The sequence below is a fragment of the Flagellimonas sediminis genome (genome assembly GCF_010500845.1).
Classification (GTDB): Bacteria; Bacteroidota; Bacteroidia; order Flavobacteriales; family Flavobacteriaceae; genus Flagellimonas; species Flagellimonas sediminis.
In genome coordinates this window covers 18,984-38,400 of record NZ_JAAAMI010000014.1, presented here as the reverse complement: position 1 = coordinate 38,400, position 19,417 = coordinate 18,984, and the positions used below count along the sequence as shown (strand labels likewise).

The 19,417-nt window shown below is 40.0% G+C and carries 19 protein-coding genes and 2 tRNA genes; 13 read left to right on the top strand and 8 right to left on the bottom strand.

The window, feature by feature from the left end:
- Window positions 1–177: 177 nt before the first annotated feature.
- Window positions 178–1,200, bottom strand: coding sequence for a MobB family relaxase (gene mobB / locus GTK07_RS18240; RefSeq protein WP_119646730.1), 1,023 nt, complete (start codon window positions 1,198–1,200; stop codon window positions 178–180).
- 5 nt (window positions 1,201–1,205) lie between these two features.
- Window positions 1,206–1,790, bottom strand: a complete 585-nt coding sequence (locus GTK07_RS18235; protein WP_119646733.1) for a BfmA/BtgA family mobilization protein — start codon at window positions 1,788–1,790, stop codon at window positions 1,206–1,208.
- 481 nt (window positions 1,791–2,271) lie between these two features.
- Here GTK07_RS18235 and GTK07_RS18230 point away from each other — a divergent pair, with 481 nt between their 5' ends.
- From GTK07_RS18230 to GTK07_RS18185, 11 genes are all read left to right on the top strand, one after another.
- Window positions 2,272–2,685, top strand: a complete 414-nt coding sequence (locus GTK07_RS18230) for a VOC family protein (protein ID WP_119646735.1) — start codon at window positions 2,272–2,274, stop codon at window positions 2,683–2,685.
- Between the two features lie 24 nt (window positions 2,686–2,709).
- Complete coding sequence (locus GTK07_RS18225; RefSeq protein WP_119646737.1) at window positions 2,710–3,117, top strand: GNAT family N-acetyltransferase; 408 nt, start codon at window positions 2,710–2,712, stop codon at window positions 3,115–3,117.
- A gap of 249 nt (window positions 3,118–3,366) precedes the next feature.
- Complete coding sequence (locus tag GTK07_RS19300; protein ID WP_235855404.1) at window positions 3,367–3,555, top strand: hypothetical protein; 189 nt, start codon at window positions 3,367–3,369, stop codon at window positions 3,553–3,555.
- Window positions 3,464–3,820: a CPBP family intramembrane glutamic endopeptidase gene (locus GTK07_RS19505; protein WP_417935847.1), complete on the top strand. Its 357-nt coding sequence runs from the start codon at window positions 3,464–3,466 to the stop codon at window positions 3,818–3,820. The genes GTK07_RS19300 and GTK07_RS19505 overlap by 92 nt, the downstream gene beginning before the upstream one ends.
- 99 nt (window positions 3,821–3,919) lie before the next feature.
- Window positions 3,920–5,017 (top strand): serine hydrolase domain-containing protein, encoded by a 1,098-nt coding sequence (locus GTK07_RS18215; RefSeq protein ID WP_127137554.1) that lies wholly within the window; start codon window positions 3,920–3,922, stop codon window positions 5,015–5,017.
- 14 nt (window positions 5,018–5,031) lie between these two features.
- On the top strand, window positions 5,032–5,844 hold the full coding sequence (locus tag GTK07_RS18210) for a class I SAM-dependent methyltransferase (protein WP_119646744.1): 813 nt from the start codon (window positions 5,032–5,034) through the stop codon (window positions 5,842–5,844).
- 170 nt (window positions 5,845–6,014) lie between these two features.
- On the top strand, window positions 6,015–7,058 hold the full coding sequence (locus GTK07_RS18205; RefSeq protein ID WP_119646746.1) for a hypothetical protein: 1,044 nt from the start codon (window positions 6,015–6,017) through the stop codon (window positions 7,056–7,058).
- 33 nt (window positions 7,059–7,091) lie between these two features.
- On the top strand, window positions 7,092–7,745 hold the full coding sequence (locus tag GTK07_RS18200) for an NAD(P)-dependent oxidoreductase (RefSeq protein ID WP_119646748.1): 654 nt from the start codon (window positions 7,092–7,094) through the stop codon (window positions 7,743–7,745).
- A 9-nt stretch (window positions 7,746–7,754) separates the two neighbouring features.
- The gene (locus GTK07_RS18195; RefSeq protein WP_147378238.1) at window positions 7,755–8,423 is read left to right on the top strand and encodes a hypothetical protein; all 669 of its coding nucleotides are present in this window, start codon (window positions 7,755–7,757) and stop codon (window positions 8,421–8,423) included.
- Between the two features lie 130 nt (window positions 8,424–8,553).
- On the top strand, window positions 8,554–8,973 hold the full coding sequence (locus GTK07_RS18190; protein ID WP_163636549.1) for a 3-hydroxyacyl-ACP dehydratase FabZ family protein: 420 nt from the start codon (window positions 8,554–8,556) through the stop codon (window positions 8,971–8,973).
- Between the two features lie 78 nt (window positions 8,974–9,051).
- Window positions 9,052–9,618, top strand: coding sequence for a hypothetical protein (locus GTK07_RS18185; RefSeq protein WP_127137551.1), 567 nt, complete (start codon window positions 9,052–9,054; stop codon window positions 9,616–9,618).
- A gap of 19 nt (window positions 9,619–9,637) precedes the next feature.
- Here GTK07_RS18185 and GTK07_RS18180 read toward each other — a convergent pair whose 3' ends face one another.
- From GTK07_RS18180 to GTK07_RS18165, 4 genes are all read right to left on the bottom strand, one after another.
- Entirely contained in the window at window positions 9,638–10,864 is a 1,227-nt protein-coding gene (locus tag GTK07_RS18180) for a site-specific integrase (protein ID WP_119647179.1), read from the bottom strand.
- Between the two features lie 217 nt (window positions 10,865–11,081).
- Window positions 11,082–11,156 (bottom strand) — tRNA-Pro (locus tag GTK07_RS18175).
- Between the two features lie 18 nt (window positions 11,157–11,174).
- Window positions 11,175–11,258 (bottom strand) — tRNA-Ser (locus GTK07_RS18170).
- A gap of 113 nt (window positions 11,259–11,371) precedes the next feature.
- Window positions 11,372–13,408: an HD family phosphohydrolase gene (locus GTK07_RS18165; protein ID WP_163636548.1), complete on the bottom strand. Its 2,037-nt coding sequence runs from the start codon at window positions 13,406–13,408 to the stop codon at window positions 11,372–11,374.
- Between the two features lie 111 nt (window positions 13,409–13,519).
- Here GTK07_RS18165 and GTK07_RS18160 point away from each other — a divergent pair, with 111 nt between their 5' ends.
- Both GTK07_RS18160 and GTK07_RS18155 read left to right on the top strand, forming a co-directional pair.
- Window positions 13,520–14,695: an acetyl-CoA C-acyltransferase gene (locus GTK07_RS18160; RefSeq protein ID WP_163636547.1), complete on the top strand. Its 1,176-nt coding sequence runs from the start codon at window positions 13,520–13,522 to the stop codon at window positions 14,693–14,695.
- Between the two features lie 18 nt (window positions 14,696–14,713).
- Window positions 14,714–15,466 (top strand): C40 family peptidase, encoded by a 753-nt coding sequence (locus GTK07_RS18155; protein ID WP_163636546.1) that lies wholly within the window; start codon window positions 14,714–14,716, stop codon window positions 15,464–15,466.
- Between the two features lie 46 nt (window positions 15,467–15,512).
- On the opposite strand, the gene GTK07_RS18150 is transcribed toward GTK07_RS18155, so the two are convergent.
- Together GTK07_RS18150 and gyrA are read right to left on the bottom strand one after the other, a co-directional pair.
- The gene (locus tag GTK07_RS18150) at window positions 15,513–16,775 is read right to left on the bottom strand and encodes a tetratricopeptide repeat protein (RefSeq protein WP_163636545.1); all 1,263 of its coding nucleotides are present in this window, start codon (window positions 16,773–16,775) and stop codon (window positions 15,513–15,515) included.
- Window positions 16,776–16,806: 31 nt separating this feature from the next.
- Complete coding sequence (gene gyrA / locus GTK07_RS18145; RefSeq protein WP_163636544.1) at window positions 16,807–19,335, bottom strand: DNA gyrase subunit A; 2,529 nt, start codon at window positions 19,333–19,335, stop codon at window positions 16,807–16,809.
- Window positions 19,336–19,417: the final 82 nt, after the last annotated feature.

Here is a 19,417-nt window from a genome sequence, read left to right as displayed (position 1 = left end):
GAGTAAATACAACAATTATGTTGTTGCTAATTTAGTAGGGAAAATCATGTTTTACACTTCAATTGTCCCAAATACTTACCCTCAACTTTTGCGCATGGATCCTATCGGGTTTTTGTAGTGTTCCGGTAGATAAGCGTAAAGCAAAAACCCGAAAGGGCGCAACCTACTTCTTTGATCTCAGTAGCCCATATCCTCACCCGCACCCCTTGCCTTATCAATGCCCCTTCCAAGTGCTTTGATGATCTTGGCCGCTATTTGTACTTTATTGGTCGGTATACTTGGTGTTTTGACACCCATCGTTTTAAGAAGTTTAAAGGCCATGTCCTTTTCCTTTGTGGGCAGTCCCATCACCTTGGCAAAGAACTTCCCTGGTTCCTTGGCATGGGCCTTTCTACCAGCATAGGATTCCACGTAATTCCTTTTAAACCCTGTTGTCCTATCAAACGTCTTCTCCGCTGCTTGGTAAAAACTGTCCCTATCAAATCCCCTTTTGACCATCTTTCCATTAAGTTCCACTTCGGAGGCCTTGTGCTTTGCCATTGGGGAAAGTGTATAGGTGTTCGTCACGTCCCTTCTGCTTACTATGATGTGGATATGGGTCTGTGGCCCTTCTTTTTGCATCCCTGCGGCCACTAATCGCCCGTTCTGTTTGTGCGGGGCCAATCTTTCTTGCTCTTTGATTCTTTTTTCAAGCTCATTGACATTCCCAATGGATTCACCACGCTCCACTTTTCGTATCTCGTTCCTGAGCCTTGCTATTTCCCCTCGGTACGGCGCATTCTCCTGAACCTGCTTGTCAAATCCCCTATAGGTGCGCTCATGCTCTATCTTGGCATAGTATTTCAGGTTCTCGGCCTTTACCTCTTGGTTACGATGGAAACTCTTGGCATATTCCTCCATGAGCTTCCTTGTATATTCCCTTAGCATATTGGGGTCATTCTCTATGGCCTTCAATTCCCTTTGGTTGGGACTGACCACTATGGAATAGAATTTCGGATCCTTCTGCCTTAGTTTAGCCGTATTGGCATCTATTTCATCAATGACCGTTTGAGGGCTTACACTGTCATTTTCTTGGTCAAAGAACTCCTCCCTTTGTTCAGGCAACCTATCCTCGTTTTCCTTTTCCAGATAGTCCACATAGTTTCCTACACTGGAGTTATAGGTACTGCCCATTTTCTGTGCTGAGATGGTAAGGTACATGGACGTTATTTTAATTGGTACTTTAAATTTTCAAAATCCTCGATGCCCATATTGATCTTGAGATATGGCTTCCCCATCATTGGCTCCACCTTCTCAACATTATGGAGGATTTCATTGCAGTGTTTTTTATATTCTTTGAATTCATGCAATATTCTATCGTGCTCCACTTTGGGAACGGTGTTTCTAGGCTTCAAAAAATCCATTCGTTCTTCCTGTATCTTAACAGGTTCAGGTCTCGGTTTCCTTCCATCCTTTACATAGGCCTCGTAAAGAATGAGCATCATTTCATAGGTAGGGCGGATACTGGTCTTTTCCATGTTCTTGATAATGGCGATGAGCCTATCAAATTTCTTCATCATCTGACGCTCCAATTTTTTGATACTTTCAAGGATGACCTTCGCTCCCTCTCCAAAAGGGTCAAGGTTGTTCTCCTTGAAGTATTGCACCATTCCATCCAACACTTCGCTATTTGATTTGTTGAACTTTTTGGAATAACTGCGAAAACGTGTGGCCGTCTCCTTATTTACCGTGATGTTGGAATAACCACCGATTCCTTTCTTCGTTCTGCCATTTGTAAATTGCTTTTCCATAGATGCGATTTTGTTTTTTAGTGAAATTGCGTCAATTTTTTCGTCAAAAATTTCCAGTGTTTATAGGGCTTCCCAAAGGGTTTACTGTAGATTTTGGAAAAGTCTACTGTAGCCCCTGATTTTGCACAATATTCCAAAATCAATTCAATTAACTGGTTTTCAACTTGTTGAATACCCGAAAACAACCGTGATGGCGCAATTTGCGCATCACCCTCTTGCTATTCCTTCGTCCCGCAAGCGGGACCGAATAAATACAGCATGATTGAAAATCAGCTAGCCTATAAATGTTCTTTGTTTGTGCGGATTTTTGGAAAGTCAAATCAAAAAGGAAAACCCGCCCGTACTATTAAATAGTAGTATTCAATAATATAAAGATACAATTTTATTAACTAAAAAAATGACCTCATAAAAGTCCTCTATCAGGGTTTATATTGTTAATCGTAAATCCCTAAATTTATATAGGTTTAAATAAAGTATTTTAATGTACAATAGAATTGCCCATATCGCTTTGGTTGTAAAGGACTATGATGAGGCAATTCATTTTTATACGCATAAACTGGATTTCGTACTTCTTGAAGACACAAAGATTGATGAATTTAAAAGGTGGGTGGTTGTTGCATCATCCGGAGCAAAAGAATGTTCTTTATTGCTCGCCAAAGCTGCCAATGAGAAACAATTGGCCAGCGTTGGGAACCAAACAGGAGGCCGTGTTGGATTTTTTCTTTTTACAGATGATTTCAATAGAGATTACGACAAACTGGTCAATCGGGGGGTAACATTTGTAAGAACTCCTAAAAAGGAGCCTTATGGAATTGTGGCCGTGTTTCAAGATCTTTATGGTAATTTATGGGACCTTTTGGAGCCTAATGAAAATAATAAGGGAGTAATAAGATAAAAGAATCCAAAGCTCATATAAACTATGATAGAATACAATGTAGAACACAATTTGAAAGTTGAAGAGTTCAAAGAGGTTTTGGTAAATTCCACTTTAGGTAACCGTCGGCCAATAGATAACCTTGACACCTTGAAGAAAATGGTTGAGATGGGGAATCTTATTATTACAGCTAGACATAAAGGCAAACTTATTGGCATTTCCAGATCGCTAACTGATTTTTCATTTTGTATCTACCTGTCAGATTTAGCAGTTGATATAAAATATCAGAAAAAAGGGATAGGAAAAGAATTGATTAGAAGAACGAAAATGGAAGCACCAGAAGCCAAATTAATTTTACTGGCCGCGCCTGAAGCTATTCCTTACTATCCTAAAATAGGGATGACCCAATATGAACATTGCTATTATTTAGATAATATTCAAAACTTAATTTGAGTTGATAAAGTTCAAATAAAAGATAAGCCTTAAACGGAAAACATTCAGATATAGCCAACCTCAAATGAATCTGACCAAAAAACAAATAGTACTCGCATCCCCTATTTTGATAATTGCAATCAATTTTGGTAATGCATTTATATTTGGGGGAATTATTGGTAAATGGGCCTTTATACCAATAATATTGATTGAATGGTGTTTATTTCTGTTCTTCATTTATAGGTATTCCGATAGAGAAATAAGAACAAAATGGCTGCAAAGGCCAAAAGGGCCATTTCTTTGGAACCTTTTGGCATTGCTGATTGGTTTTTTGCCACTGCCTTTGTTTTTAATGCATTATCAAGCATTGGGGAATTGGAATGTTTGGGTTCCTTGGATTTTATTGGCTTTGATCAATCCTTGGTTGGAAGAATATTATTGGCGTGGACTGCTGCTTGAGCATTCCAAAAAATGGTCGAACTGGGCAGCGATTCTTTTTACAAGTCTGGTATTTGCCCTTAACCATGCCGTTTTTGGGGTAAATTCGGAGCTAAACAAGGGCATGACCATTATAGTATCAACTTTCATTATGGGGATTGTTTGGGCATTGGTTTTTAAAAAAACGTCGAGTTTACGATGGATTGTACTAGCGCACTTTTTGGTCGACTTTTTCAACTTGTCCGCAGCCTCATTTTTAGACTTGTATGAAAAAGGAAATTGGTAAAATATATTTTAAAAATTAAACTTTTTGAAAGCTCTGTATTTTGATACTTGACTTTAAAGTTCAAATAAACGATTGCTCACAAAGTATAAAACAAAAGATATGATGAAGAAATGCCACATTACCATAGGCTTTATTTTTATGGGCCTAATGGCTTGTAAAACCAATAACCTGAGCTACGATGAAGCATTGTTTAACCAAATCGAGAATGGTGGCTTTAATGGCAATGTACTCGTATTCGAAAAAGGAGAGATCAACTTAAAAAAAGCTTTTGGATTGGCAAATATCAATAATGGCGATTCCTTAAAAATTGGTTCTATTTTTAGACTCGGGTCGGTCAGCAAACAATTTACCGCGATGGCGGTTGCCATACTTGAAGAAGATGGAGTACTTTCATATGACCAAAACATTCAGGATGTTATACCGGAACTTCCATATATTGGAATTACAGTAGAACACCTTTTGCAGCATACTTCGGGTTTACCGGACTACTTAGATCTTATGATAAACCATTGGAAGCCTGAACTTGAAGAGAATGACCCCGCTAGGTATATTTCCGGTAATGAGGATATAGTTCAAATGATGATTGAGAAAACGCCTGAAATTCATTTTGAACCTGGACAAAAATGGGAATATAGTAATACAGGGTATGTTTTATTGGCGACAATAGTTGAGCGCGTTTCTGGAAAGCCGTTTGAAGTATTTTTGAAAGAAAGAATTTTTGAGCCTGCCGGAATGACCAATACATCTGTCTATAAATTCGTTGACGGTCAAGACCCCAAAATGCCGTTACGGGTTTTTGGTTTTTCAGATGAAAATGGAGAACGAATATTAAATGATACTCATTTTCTAAATTTTGCCAAAGGAGACGGAGGAGTGTACTCTACATTAGAAGATCTTTTGAGGTGGGATAGGATTCTTCATACGGATGAACTTGTTACGGCAGCTACTCTTGAAAGGGTTTTTACAGCTGGCAAGTTGAACAACGGGGAAGCGTTTGAGTACGGTTTTGGATGGTTCTTGGACAATAAAAATCCTAGGATTAAAATTGTCTATCATGGTGGTGGTTGGGTCGGATTTGGAACCTATATATACAGAGATATTTCTCGTGATTCTTGTTTTATAATTTTGACCAATAATTCAAGTTGGCAAGAAGTCGAGACCCTTGTTGAGAAGTTCAAAATCATAATGGCAAACTAAAAGTTCAATATAGGGTGGAGGCCAAATATGATAAAATAGGAGTTAACTACAATGTCACAAGAAAGGCCGACCCATTATTAGTTGCAACTTTTCTAAAACATTTACGGCCAACATTGGAGGGCCATTATTTGGATATTGGGTGTGGAACAGGAAATTATACAATTGAATTCCAAAAAGAAGGCTATCAATTCATTGGTATCGATCCCTCCCATGCAATGCTTGAAAAGGCAAGATTGAAAAATAAAAACATTGATTGGAAAAAAGCTACTGCTGAAAGCATTCAACTCGCAAACAGTTCGATTGATGGAATCGTTGGATGTCTGACCATTCACCATTGGACTGATTTAAATAAGGCCTTTCATGAAATTTGTAGGGTACTCAAGGTCAATGGTAGAATCGTGATTTTCACATCAACACCAGAACAAATGAAAGGATATTGGCTTAATCATTATTTTCCAAGAATGTTGGATGATGCGATTGCACAAATGCCAAGTCTTTCGCAGATGGAAAATATCGTTAAAAAATGTGGTATTGAAATCATCGAAACAGAAAAGTATTTTATCCAACCCAATCTTCAAGATAAATTTCTGTACAGTGGAAAGCATAACCCTGAATATTATTTTGATGATCAAATAAGAAATGGAATTTCCTCATTTTCGTCATTGGCAAATCAAATGGAAGTGAAAATGGGATTGTCAAAATTAAGAGCGGACATTGATAATGGGGAAGTTTTTAAAATCATGGAATCCTATGAAAATGATGAGGGCGACTATCTCTGCATAGTAGGTAAAAAGTCTATAATCAAACCGAGTAGTCAAAAAGTTTAAATAAACGATTAGATATAATGAGATTCCTCTTTTGTCTTGTTTCATTTATAATATCAATTCAAGGGTTTGCTCAAAACCCAGTAATAGAACCTTATGTTAACTTTTTAAATCATATAGATAAGACATCTGCAAAGGATTACATACTTCAGAAATTTGATGACCATGACATTGTGATTCTATGTGAAAGGGACCACAGTGAATTCACCCAATATGAATTGGTCAAAGAAATCCTATCTGATGAACGCTTTCAAAAAAATATAAAGAACCTATTTACAGAGATTGGGCTCATCAATCTACAACCTGAAATCACCCAGTTCCTTAAGACTAAAGGATTGGATAGTGTGATTGTAGACAAGAGATTAAGTCAGTTTCAGCGGGATGCTTCCTTTTGGGTCATTTGGGATCGTTACAATTACCACTTCCTTTTGAAAACAATCTATGACATCAACAATCTCTCGGACAATCAAATTCACTACTACCCATCCGATGTTGAATTTGATTGGCAAAAAGTGAACAATGTTGAGGACTATGACAAGGAACAAGAATTTGAATTAGAACCACGGGATAGTTTGATTGCACGGAACATCATCAATACCTATAAAAGGATCAGTTCCAAGGGCAACAATAAAGCCCTGATCATTCTTAACTACAGGCATGCTTTTAAAATCAATATGGTGACCAGTAATGGAGAAACCGTCAAAAATGCAGGTAAGTATCTTCAAGATTATTTTGGGGAGCGATTGGCGAGTATCTTGACCAACAGGCCAATTTTCACATCCAATGGGAATGGGTTTGTCTATGGACTCATCCAAGATGGTAAATGGGATGCATCATTCAAATCAGAGAACATCCGAAATATGGGGTTTGATCTGCATGAAACAGTCTTTGGAAATGATGGTTTTGATATGTGGAAGGGTAACACCGACAACTTAAAATATGAAGATGTTTTTGATGGTTTTGTTTTTTATGAACCCCTAGAAAACCACAGACTGTTGGATTACTATAAAGGTTTGGTGCCAAAGGAACATGAGAAAGAATTTTTTAGACGATATAGAATCCAGATGGAATATATTGATAATGATGAAGTATTGAAAAAGCTTGATAATAATGATTTTAGGGAATCACTTTTAAAAGAGGTGAACACGCCAAAAGAAAGGAAGTACCCCAACTTTGATCAATTAATGGAAATCAGGGATGAAAATCTACGGGATTAAATCAAATAACATATCTTAAAGTTCAAATAAACGATGAAAATCCTATTACTTGGTGCAACAGGGAGAACTGGTAAATTGGTGTTGAAAAGGGCTCTTGATAAAGGTTATCAGGTAAATTGTCTTGCTCGTAAAACAAAACGGATTGAAAGAAATGATGGATTGTCAATCTTTGAAGGAAATCCAACTAATAAAGCTGATTTGATGAAGGCAATATCTGGATGCGAAGGCGTTATCAGTGTTTTAAATATTTCAAGAAAATCTGATTTTCCTTGGTCGCCTTTGAGAACACCAAGCACATTTCTTTCCGATGTGATGACTACCTTAGTCCCAATAGCTATAAAACAGAATGTCAATCGAATTACAGTTTGTTCAGCTTGGGGAGTTTCTGAAACCAAAAAAGAAATTCCCAAATGGTTCAAATGGTTTATAGATAATAGCAATATAGGTGTTGCATATAAAGATCATGCAAGGCAAGAGAAAATAGTATTGGAATCGAACTTGGAGTGGACAATTGTTCGTCCAGTCGGACTATACAACTCAAATAGAGAAGAAAACATCTTGGAGACTTTTGACAATGTGCCTAAGCCAAATCTTTTGATAAGTAGGCAAAGTGTTGCGGAATATATTCTGGAGAGTATGGAAAATGACATGTTAATCAAAAAAAAGGTTGTTATATCGAAGGGATAACTGGTTAAAATGAAGAATGACTACTATTATTTAGTGATGAAAGAACAAAGAAACATAAGGTTGATTGGGTTCCTTCCTACGATTGGAATAATTCTCTTTATCGGTCTATTTGTTTATTCATCTTTTTTATACCCAGGAGGTTCACAGGTAAATTTGGAAAGTGTTGGGTTTGATTGGGTCAACAATTATTGGTGCAACCTAATGAATGAACGGGCAATGAATAATATGATAAACCCAGCAAGACCTTTTGCCATTGCAGCCATGTTCGTTCTTTGCTTAAGTCTTATGCTATTCTTCATTCAGTTTGCTGGAAATTTTACAAAAAACCCCATTTGGAAAATTATCATTCTGATATTTGGAATTTTATCCATGGTATCAGCGTTTCTAATGTTTACTGAATTCCATGATTTAATGACAACACTTTCAAGTATCTTCGGAGTGCTTGTTGTTTTGGGGATAATCTGGGAAATATACCAGAGTAATATGACCAATTATAAAATAGGGGGTATTATCTGCATTGCTTTATTGGGACTGAACAATTACATTTATTACAGCCAACAGTTCATACTGTTTTTACCCTTATTGCAGAAACTGACCTTTGCTTTAGTTCTAGGTTGGATAATAGGCCTTAACTTTAAAATGATGCGGAAAAATAAGTCCCAAATAAGCTTAAAGTAATTAACCGATTCTATTCAATTGAACTTTTTGTTTCTGTAAAACTTATCGGAGCACCCTAATTTCATAAAAATCATATCTTTAGGGAAGCAACTTCTACAACTCATGTACAATTCTTCTTTAAAACTCAAAAATGGAAACAGACATTCATAAATTGATACCCCATCGCTCCCCTTTTTTATTTGTGGACAATATTCTTGTTTCCAATGATAAGGAAGTTGTGGGCACAAAAAAATTCGATAAGAAAAATAATCAAATGTTGACTGGAAGTTTTCCCGAATTCAATTTTGTTCCTGGAATGATCATTATTGAGTCAATGGCACAATGTGGTGGTGCGGGAATAAAGAAAGCAGGCTTGGCAGACGGTTTTTTTGGACTTGTTAGCATGGAAAATGTTAGGTTCTTTAATGGCGCAAAATATGATGAGGTAGTTAAATATGTTATCAAAAACATAAGGATAAGCAACAGGCTGATTAAGCAATCTGGAATTGCTTATGTTCAAAATAAATCTATTCTGGAAGCTACATGGATATGTGCAAGAATCAACAACTAACGAATGATAATTGAATAAGTTCAAATAAACGATTTCCAATAAGCCAATAAATAGGTTTAACTTCCAAAGTAAAACTCAATGAAACTGAAGATTTATGCCATAACCGGATTAGTATTTTTAATCCTAAACCAAATAATGGTTCTTCAGGGAAATCAATTTATCCAAACCCAAAAACCGATTGACTATGCACATTGGTTATTGCTTCTGGGTATCCTCTTAAGTCTATCCCTAAACTATATTTTTTCAAAAGGCATTTTCAACAGTACAGCCGCAGTGATTACTACATTAGGAATCATAGCCCTTATGGGGCAGGCAGTTATAGATTTTCTTTGGTGGAGTTACGGGACTGACTATGAAGGGATGAAAAATTTGACAAATCAAATAATGAGTAATCCTTCGATCAGTATTCCATTTATGACCATAGGACCAGCTTTGTTTTACCTTGGATTGGCAATGCATGCTGGAAAGTTCATTAGAGAACGGACAATATGGTCTATAATAACAATTTTAGGAGTAATCATGATAGGAATAGGGTCGTTTGTGTTGGATAGTAGATATGTTATACTTTTAGGACATATTGTTATGGCATTCGGAATTAAAGGCCTAATCTCAATGAGAAACATTGAGCAACACGAAACAGAATAAAGTTCAAAAAAAAGATGCTTTATTTACCTTCCATCCTTTCCATTAACATTCGCATATCATCACCAACTTTTCTTTCCAAAACCCTTGCATAAATTTGGGTAGTGGTCAATTTGGTATGACCTAGCATTTTGGAAACGGTTTCAATTGGAACACCATTGGAGAGTGTTACCGTTGTGGCAAAAGTGTGCCTGGCAGTATGGAAAGAAATATTCTTATAGATTCCACAAGCCTTTGTAATCTCCTTTAAATAACTGTTGGTCTTTTGATTGCTTAATACAGGTAACAACTTTCCGTGCACCAATCTTTCATTGCAGTTTTTATATTTATCCAAGATTTGTTTTGCTTTGGGAAGCAAGGGAACCTTGACCGCTTCATCAGTTTTTTCCCTTTTCGTATGGATCCAAAGGTTCCCATCTATACCGAACCGCATATGATCAATATCCAGTGCTTTTACATCTCCATAGGCCAATCCTGTATAACATGAAAAAAGAAAAGTGTCCTTGACCCTCTCATACCCACTTCCTGAAAATGTTGTTTCCTCAATGAGCCTGAGTTCCCTTTCGGTCAAAAAAGAGCGTTCACTCTTCTTATAATGTTTTTTATAGTTTACAAACGGGTCTTTGTCCAACCATTCCAACCTCACGGCAAGGTTTACCATTTTCCTTAACCGCTCCAAATGTTTCATGGCCCCATTATTGGTACACTTCTTTCCCTTTTGCAGATCAGGCCCATTTATCAAATAGTTCTCAAAATCAGTAATGAACTTATAGTTCAATCGCTTTAAGTTGATGTCTTGAAGTCTACGGGTATGCTCCAAAAACCTTTTGAGATATTTTTCTGTACCATAATAGTTCTTCATGGTTCCCGGGCGAAGTTTACTCTTTTGTGATTCGTAATGATACTTGATAAGCTCCATAAGGGTCTTGTGCTCTTCATCCTGTCCCAGATAACGGGCCTTGATGGCCTGTGAGGTTATAATCTTGTCCTCACGCAACAACTGTTTATGGGTATCCATGATCTCTCCATACACCTCATCAAGATAGCTGTTCAATAAACGGGCCTTGTGGGTAAGTCCATGGAGTCTTCCCTTATTTTCATCCCATTCATTCACCGAAACATAACGTTTCAAACTTATCTCGGCACGTTTTCCATTGACGGTGATACGGGCATAAATGGTCAATTTTTCAGGGTTGTTGGAAATGTCCCTAGTGAAGATTAGAACCTTTAAAGTGTTGGAATTGCGCATAATACATAATTTTTGGGTTTGACAAAACTGGTTTGTAAAACACCCATAAACAGCGTCAAACTGAAGCTAAATTATGCACAAGAAACGTACCGAACCATTCACCGAACTCTACACCTTTTATATGGTTTTATTTGATATCAGATGAATGCATAAAAAACAAAAAGCACTGTCAATCAGTCGATTAACAGTGCTTTAATACCACCTATTTAGTGGTTCGTCGGGGTGGCAGGATTCGAACCTGCGGCCTCCTGCTCCCAAAGCAGGCGCGATAACCGGGCTACGCTACACCCCGAACTATATTATAGAAAAGCGGAGAGACTGGGACTCGAACCCAGGCATCGGTTACCCGATGACAGATTAGCAATCTGCTCCGTTACCACTCCGGCACCTCTCCTAATTTCTTTTTATGAACGTGCATTCTGAAAATGCGGATGCAAATGTACCTTTTCAAAAGTAAGATCGCAACTATTTTTCCATTTTTTTGGAGCAATAGTTTTTAAGTATCCGTTATTCAGGATATTCCACCCGCAAATGATAGATGTTGGTCAACTTTTGCTTCAATACTTTCTTCACCATTTCTATTTCTTTGAGGGTAATATTGGCATTTAAAAACTGATTGGCCTGCATTTGACCTTTCACGATCTTTTCCACAAACTCATCAATAATGGGAAATGTCGGGTTCTTCAAGCTCTTGGATGCTGCCTCAACGGCGTCCGACATCATCAAAATCGCTGTCTCCCTAGAAAATGGTATAGGCCCCGGATACCTGAAATCCTCCTCATCCGCTTCAGCATCCAATTCTTGTTGCTTTTTGAAAAAATAATAGACCAATGTGGTACCGTGGTGCGTTCTAATAAAATCGATGATGCGATCAGGAATATTGTACTTTCTAGCAGTTTCGACCCCATTGATCACATGCTCAATAATAATCTTGGCACTTTCCTTTGGCGGTAGATCATCATGCGGGTTTACGCTGGTTATCTGGTTTTCCGTGAAATATGTGGGATGCTCCATCTTCCCTACATCATGGTAAAGGGCTCCCACCCTGACCAACATGGCATTGGCCCCGATTTCGTTGGCTGCCGCCTCGGCCAAGTTGGCCACTTGCAAGGAATGGTGAAAGGTACCCGGTGCCTTGTCCGATAGCTCCTTCAACAATTTGGAATTGGTGTCGGACAATTCCAACAGGGAAACATCGGAAACAAGGCCGAACATCTTTTCGAAAATATAGATCAAAGGCTGTGCAAAAAGGGTCAACAGTCCATTCAATACAAAAACACCAAAAAGGATCCATTCAATATTTTCAAGGTTCCCTTCATGGATAGCATGGAAGGCAAAATAGCCAATAATATAGATCAACGTAATCTGTCCTACCGAAATGAAGAGATTGGCCCTTTTATATAGCTCAGAAGCCGTTAAAATGGTCACAATTCCTGCAATGATCTGTAAAAAGATATATTCAAAACTGTTTGGCACAACAAACCCTAAGATCAAAACCGTAAGCACATGGGCAAACAGGCCCAATCTGGCATCAAAAAAGTTTTTTAGGATCAAGGGTAAAATACAGAGGGGGACCACATAAATATAATCCTCATAATGCTTTACCATCAACGTGGTGGCCAGCACCATCAACAATATATTGAAAAATATAAAGGTGACCTTGTTGTTGTTCCTGTAAATATCGATTCGGTACCTTTTTAAAAATAGGAAAAGCATGATCAATACAAGGGCCACCAAAATGGTATATCCCAACAGGATAAAGTAATAATTGTTTCCCAGCCAAAGTTCCGATTCATATTCATCCTTCAAGGAATTCAACACCTTAAAATCCTCTGCCTCTACAATTTCACCTTTGGCAATGATCAATTTGCCCTGGGCCACCTCGCCACGGGTGTATGATATTTTGGACAGTTCATCATTCAAGGCACTTTGGGTCAAATCCTCATCATACAAAAGATTGGATTTAAGATTGTTCCGAACTATTCCAATGACCGGGGCAATGCCTGCCATTCTTAAGGCAGAAAATCGCTCGCCAACCAATTGCTTTGCGGTTTCAACAAGCAAAAACTTGTTGGGCGAAACAGGCAACGCCTCATTGTTCTTGACGATGATCACGGATTTGGATTCGGGCCTATCTGAAAAAATACCCGTTTCATAAACCTCAGCCAGAATATCCTGCGCTGTTTGAGATAAAATCCGCTTTTGTTGGGAGGTATATGATTCTGACTGAAAGAACGTAGTCAATTCATTTTCAATGGTTAGCCCCACTTCTGAAACCATTCCACTATCAAATGTATAATAATCGGTTTTGCCATTACGGATAGATTGTTGTTCCTCCGCTATTTCTTCCTGGGATTTTTTAATGGAAAAATCGATGGGGGCATATAAATTCTCATATTGCCAAGGTTTTCCTTTTTGGAACTCGTATTTGAACTTTCCTCCCTTCGGAAAAAAGAAAACGATCAGGGCAACGGAAACCACATAGAGAAAATACTTGTACACCAAAGATTGGTGCCTGTATACGTTATCCAAAGTTTTTCCCATTCCGTATTACTGTTGACATCAAAAATAGAAAATATTAATAAGAACTGGCGTAATGGCTATTTTCGAGCTTTGCATTTAAATTTAGTATTTTCGCAGGAGAAAAATGCACATATGAAAAAAGTTGTGATCGTAGCGGCCGCCAGAACCCCAATAGGGAGTTTTATGGGTGCCCTTTCCACCATTCCTGCCCCCAAATTGGGCGCAGTGGCCATAAAAGGAGCCCTTGACAAAATTGGCCTAAAACCCGGATTGGTTGAGGAAGTCCTTATGGGAAATGTGGTCCAGGCCGGTACTGGGCAGGCCCCTGCAAGACAAGCCGCCATTTTTGCGGGAATACCCAATACGGTGCCCTGCACCACTGTGAACAAGGTCTGCTCTTCAGGGATGAAGGCCATTATGCAAGGTGCACAATCCATCGGTTTAGGTGAAAACTCTATCGTGGTGGCCGGAGGCATGGAAAATATGAGCCTAATTCCCCATTATGCTTATCTGCGAAACAGCACTAGGTTTGGCCCGTCAACTTTGTTGGACGGCATGCAAAAAGACGGACTTGTTGATGCCTATGATGAAAATGCAATGGGGGTCTGTGCCGATGCCTGTGCCGTTAAGTACAATTTTAGTAGGGAAGATCAAGATGCCTTTGCTGTTCAATCCTATACACGGTCGGCCGAAGCCTGGAAAAACGGAAAATTTGATAATGAGGTGGTTCCTGTTGAGGTGCCTCAGCGTAGGGGCGAGCCAATTTTGGTCACCCAGGATGAAGAATACACCAATGTAAATTTGGACAAAATACCAACGTTGCGTCCTGCCTTTACCAAGGAAGGAACGGTAACGGCTGCGAACGCATCCACTATCAACGATGGTGCGGCCGCGGTGGTTTTAATGAGTGAGGAAAAGGCGGCCGAACTAGGCTTGAAGCCTCTGGCCACCATTGTCGGATATGCGGATGCCGCGCAAGAACCGGAATGGTTTACCACAGCCCCTGCCAAAGCGTTACCAAAAGCCTTGGACCGCGCAGGTGTTTCTTTACAAGATGTTGATTATTTTGAGTTCAACGAGGCCTTCTCCGTAGTTGGTTTGGCCAACATGAAAATCCTTGGTTTGGACGATTCCAAAGTCAATGTGAACGGTGGGGCCGTGTCCTTGGGCCATCCCCTTGGGTGCTCAGGTGCCAGGATCACCGTTACGTTACTGAACATATTGGAACAGAACAATGCAACTTTGGGAGCTGCGGCCATTTGCAATGGCGGTGGAGGTGCCTCGGCTATTGTCCTGAAAAGGAATTAGAGATTCAATTAAGTATACATGCAATATGGAATTTGCCCGCTGAGCATTGTTCCCATTAGAACAAATCCGGATGATGGTACAGAAATGATTTCCCAGTTACTTTACGGGGAGCATTTCAAGGTTCTGGAGAGTCGAAAAAAATGGAGCAGGATTCGAGGAGGGGTTGATAGTTTTGAAGGTTGGGTCGCCAACAACCAAATTATTTTGGTTTCCGAAGAAATTTACGAGGGTTTAGACCAAAATACATCCCCAAAGATTTCTTCGGACGTCATTTCCCATATCTGTACTGCGGATGGCATGTTGCTACCCATTTTACTCGGGTCCATGACCGAAACATCCTCCATTTTAAACCATACATTTGAAGGGCATATCTGCGAAGGTCGGAAAAGCAAGGAAAGTTTGGTAGACACCGCTTTTTTTTATTTAAAGGCCCCTTATCTTCCAGGAGGTAAAACTCCATTCGGAATAGATGCTTCTGGATTGACACAGATGGTATACAAAATCAATGGTTATGCTTTGGAACGAACGGCCGCTGCACAATCCAAACAAGGGGAGCCCCTTAGTTTCATTGAAGAAAGTGAACCTGGCGATCTAGCTTTTTTTGACAACAGCGATGGGATCATTGACCATGTGGGCATTATCTTAAAGGACAACTACATCATCCATGTGAACGGTCATGTAAGGATCGATCGTATTGACCATACCGGCATCTTCAATACGGAAGAAAAATTGTACACCCACAAATTGAGGGTCATTAAAAAGATCATATAAAAAAAGGGACCGATAATCGGTCCCTTTTTTACTGGAAGAAATTTGATTATTCTCCCAATAACTTTTTAATCCTCATAAAGTTTTCGGTATCTCCCAAAGCACCATATATGTTCTTCAACTGGGTAAGAACACTTTGGTTATCGGGGTTGGATTTTAGAGCATCTTCCAAAACAGTGGCGCCTTCCCTAAAAAGACTATCTTTTTTCTCTTTCAGTTGATCGTATTTGGCGATATCGGCCTTAGAGGTTCCTAAAGAATTCATTTCATCGATCAAGCCGTTTCCTTCATTAATGTAAGTGGTTGAAAGGTTCAAAAGGGCATTGATATAACCTGGATCCACTGCAAGTGCTTTTTTATAAGCATCCCTTGCGGCTTCCAAGTTACCTTGCTCCATGTTGATCACCCCAATATTATACAACAAATCCGGGTTGTCAGGAGCCATGTTGGAGGCTTCGGCCATCAATTCCTTGAACTTGTCCTTATCTCCTAACGTGTAGTGTAGGTTTGCTTCACCCAAAACCAAATTCACGTCGTCCGGACTTTCGGCCCTTGCATCGGTATAAGCTTCCAAAGCCTTTTCATTTTCTCCCAACTGTTGGTAGATCAATGCAATATTTTTAACGATTTCAGGCTTTTTAGAAGGACTTTTTTCCTCTTTTGGGTCTTTGTGCGTACCTGCTTTCACATAAAGGTCACGCGTAGATTTGTCCATAGTTTCGGTTTCGCCCGTTTCAATGTTCACCGCCGTAAAGGTAACATCACTACCATCATAATTTACAGCCTTAAGTTCATTGTAATAATCCAGGGCTTTTTCATATTCCTGTCCATTCACCGCACTACTTGCTGCGTAATAAAGGTAAACGGTATCCTGTGGGCTAAGCTTATAGCTCATATACAGCTTATCTGCTGCTTGAGCATATCTCTGATTATTGTTATCATCAACAGCCGCGTTCACTAAATCAGCAGTCATTTGGGCCATTTTTTCTTTGGCCACTGAAGTGTACTTAGGCTTTCCGCTGGCTTCTTCAATGGAAATTACTTTGTTGTAGGCATCTAAAGCATCCTTAAATTTGGAAGCATCTCCCTTTTGTGCCAAATCATAATTGGCATTACCCAGATCGGCATAATATTGTGCCTGAGTTTTATCATCAGCGGAACCTATGGTTGAGGCCGCGCCTTGAAGTGCAGCCAACGCACCTGCAGCATCTCCGCTCTTCATGGCCTTTTCAGCTGCCTTGATCTCGTCCTTCTGGGCTAATCCCATCGTTGAAATCCCTATGGCAAGTAATATCAAAACTTTAGTCTTCATGTCAAAAAAATAATTATTTAGTGTTTATCGATTATTCATTGTTTTCGGTTTCCCCTTCAATAGCCGTGCCATCTTCTCCCTTCACCTCAATATCCAAGATGCTGGCATCGTCCATGGCCTCATCTTCTTTCATGACCTTTGCAACAGCTGCGATGGAATCCCCTCCTTTTAGGTTGATGAGTCGCACACCTTGGGTGGCACGCCCCATGACCCTCAGGTCTTCTACACTCATACGAATGGCAATACCGGATTTGTTGATGATCATGAGGTCATCGGTATCGGTTACATTTTTGATGGCTACTAGACCACCTGTCTTTTCGGTGATGGAAATGGTCTTCACTCCTTTTCCACCTCTATTGGTGACCCTATAATCGTCCATATTGGAACGCTTACCATAACCATTCTCGGAAACTACCAAAATATCGTCTTCCAAGTTATGCACAGATACCATGCCGATTACCTCATCGTTGTCATCCGCCAGAGTAATACCACGAACTCCGGAAGCACTTCTACCCATTGGTCGTGTCTTGCTCTCTTCAAAACGGATGGCTTTACCTGATTTCAATCCAAGGAAAATTTGGCTGGTACCTGTAGTCAGTTTAGCTTCAAGTAACTCGTCCCCATCCCTTACGGTTATGGCATTGATACCGTTTTGTCGTGGTCGGGAATACTGCTCCAAAGAAGTTTTCTTCACCACTCCTTTTTTGGTGGCCATGATTACGTAATGACTGTTCACATAATCCTCATCCTTGAGATCTTGGGTACAGATGAAGGCTTTTACTTTGTCATCCGTTTCCATATTGATCAGGTTTTGGATGGCTCTTCCTTTGGAAGTTCGACTTCCTTCAGGAATTTCATAGACCCTCATCCAGAAACATTTTCCGTTTTGGGTAAAGAACAACATGTATTGGTGGTTGGTACCTACGAAAAGGTGCTCCAAGAAATCTTCGTTACGCGTGGAGGATGCCTTCTGACCTACACCTCCCCTATTCTGGGTCTTGTATTCGGTCAATGGGGTCCTTTTGATGTATCCTGCATGGGAAATGGTGATGACCACTTGTTCATCTGGAATCATATCCTCAATACTAAGGTCGCCCCCGGCATAATTGATCTCAGATCTTCTTTCGTCACCGTATTTTTCCTTCACCTCGGCCAATTCATCCTTGATGATCTGCATCCTGCGCTCTTTCTTTTCAAGGATATCCTTCAAGTCTTCAATGGTCTTCAACAATTCCTCATATTCCTCACGAAGCTTATCTTGCTCAAGACCAGTAAGTTGACGCAAACGCATCTCTACAATGGCTTTGGCCTGGATTTCGGATAGTTTGAAACGTTCCATTAAATTGTTACGGGCATCGTCCACATTGGAAGAACCACGGATGATCGCAATCACCTCATCGATATTATCCGAGGCAATGATCAAACCTTGAAGAATGTGCTCCCTTTCCTCGGCCTTTCTTAGTTCATAAGTTGTTCTGCGAACCACAACCTCATGTCTGTGCTCCACAAAATGGTGTATGATTTCTTTCAAGTTCAACAACTGCGGCCTACCATTGACCAAGGCAATGTTATTTACACTAAAAGAGGATTGAAGGGCCGTGTATTTGTAAAGGGTGTTCAGTACAATATTCGGTATGGCATCTCGCTTAAGGATGTATACGATCCGCATCCCTTTCCTATCCGATTCGTCACGGATGGAGGCTATGCCATCTATTTTCTTTTCGTTGATCAGATCGGCCGTCTTTTTGATCATATCGGCCTTGTTTACCTGATAGGGAATTTCGGTCACAATGATGCATTCCCTTCCTTGAACTTCCTCAAACGAAGCCTTGGCACGCATGACCACCCTGCCTCGACCAGTGTGGAATGCCTCCTTTACACCATCATATCCATAAATTATTCCCCCAGTTGGAAAGTCGGGGGCTTTGATGTGCCTGATCAGTTCATCAATCTCGACCTCAGGATTGTCGATATAGGTAATGGTACCATCTACCACTTCGGAAAGGTTGTGGGGCGGCATGTTGGTTGCCATACCTACAGCAATCCCAGATGCACCGTTCACCAAAAGGTTCGGGATCCGGGTAGGCAACACGGTTGGTTCCTGTAACGTATCATCAAAGTTGAACTGATGGTCTACGGTTTCCTTGTCAATATCTGCCAACATCTCGTCGGCGATCTTCCGCATCCTGGCCTCGGTATAACGCATGGCCGCGGGACTGTCCCCATCCACGGAACCAAAATTACCCTGTCCATCAACCAACATGTACCTAAGGCTCCATTCCTGGGCCATACGAACCATGGTATCATAAACAGAGGTATCTCCGTGTGGGTGGTATTTACCCAAAACCTCCCCAACGATACGGGCAGATTTCTTATGGGCACTTGTAGACCTTACTCCCAGTTCGTGCATTCCGAAGAGTACTCTACGGTGCACTGGTTTCAAGCCATCACGAACATCTGGCAGGGCACGTGACACAATGACCGACATCGAGTAATCGATGTAGGCAGATTTCATCTCATCCTCAATGTTGATAGGAATTAACTTTTCTCCTTCCGCCATGCTAAAATCTTATTGTTTTTTGTGGTTAAAATATCATGGCAATATACAGAAAATAGCAGCTTTTATACCGCTTTGCGCTTAC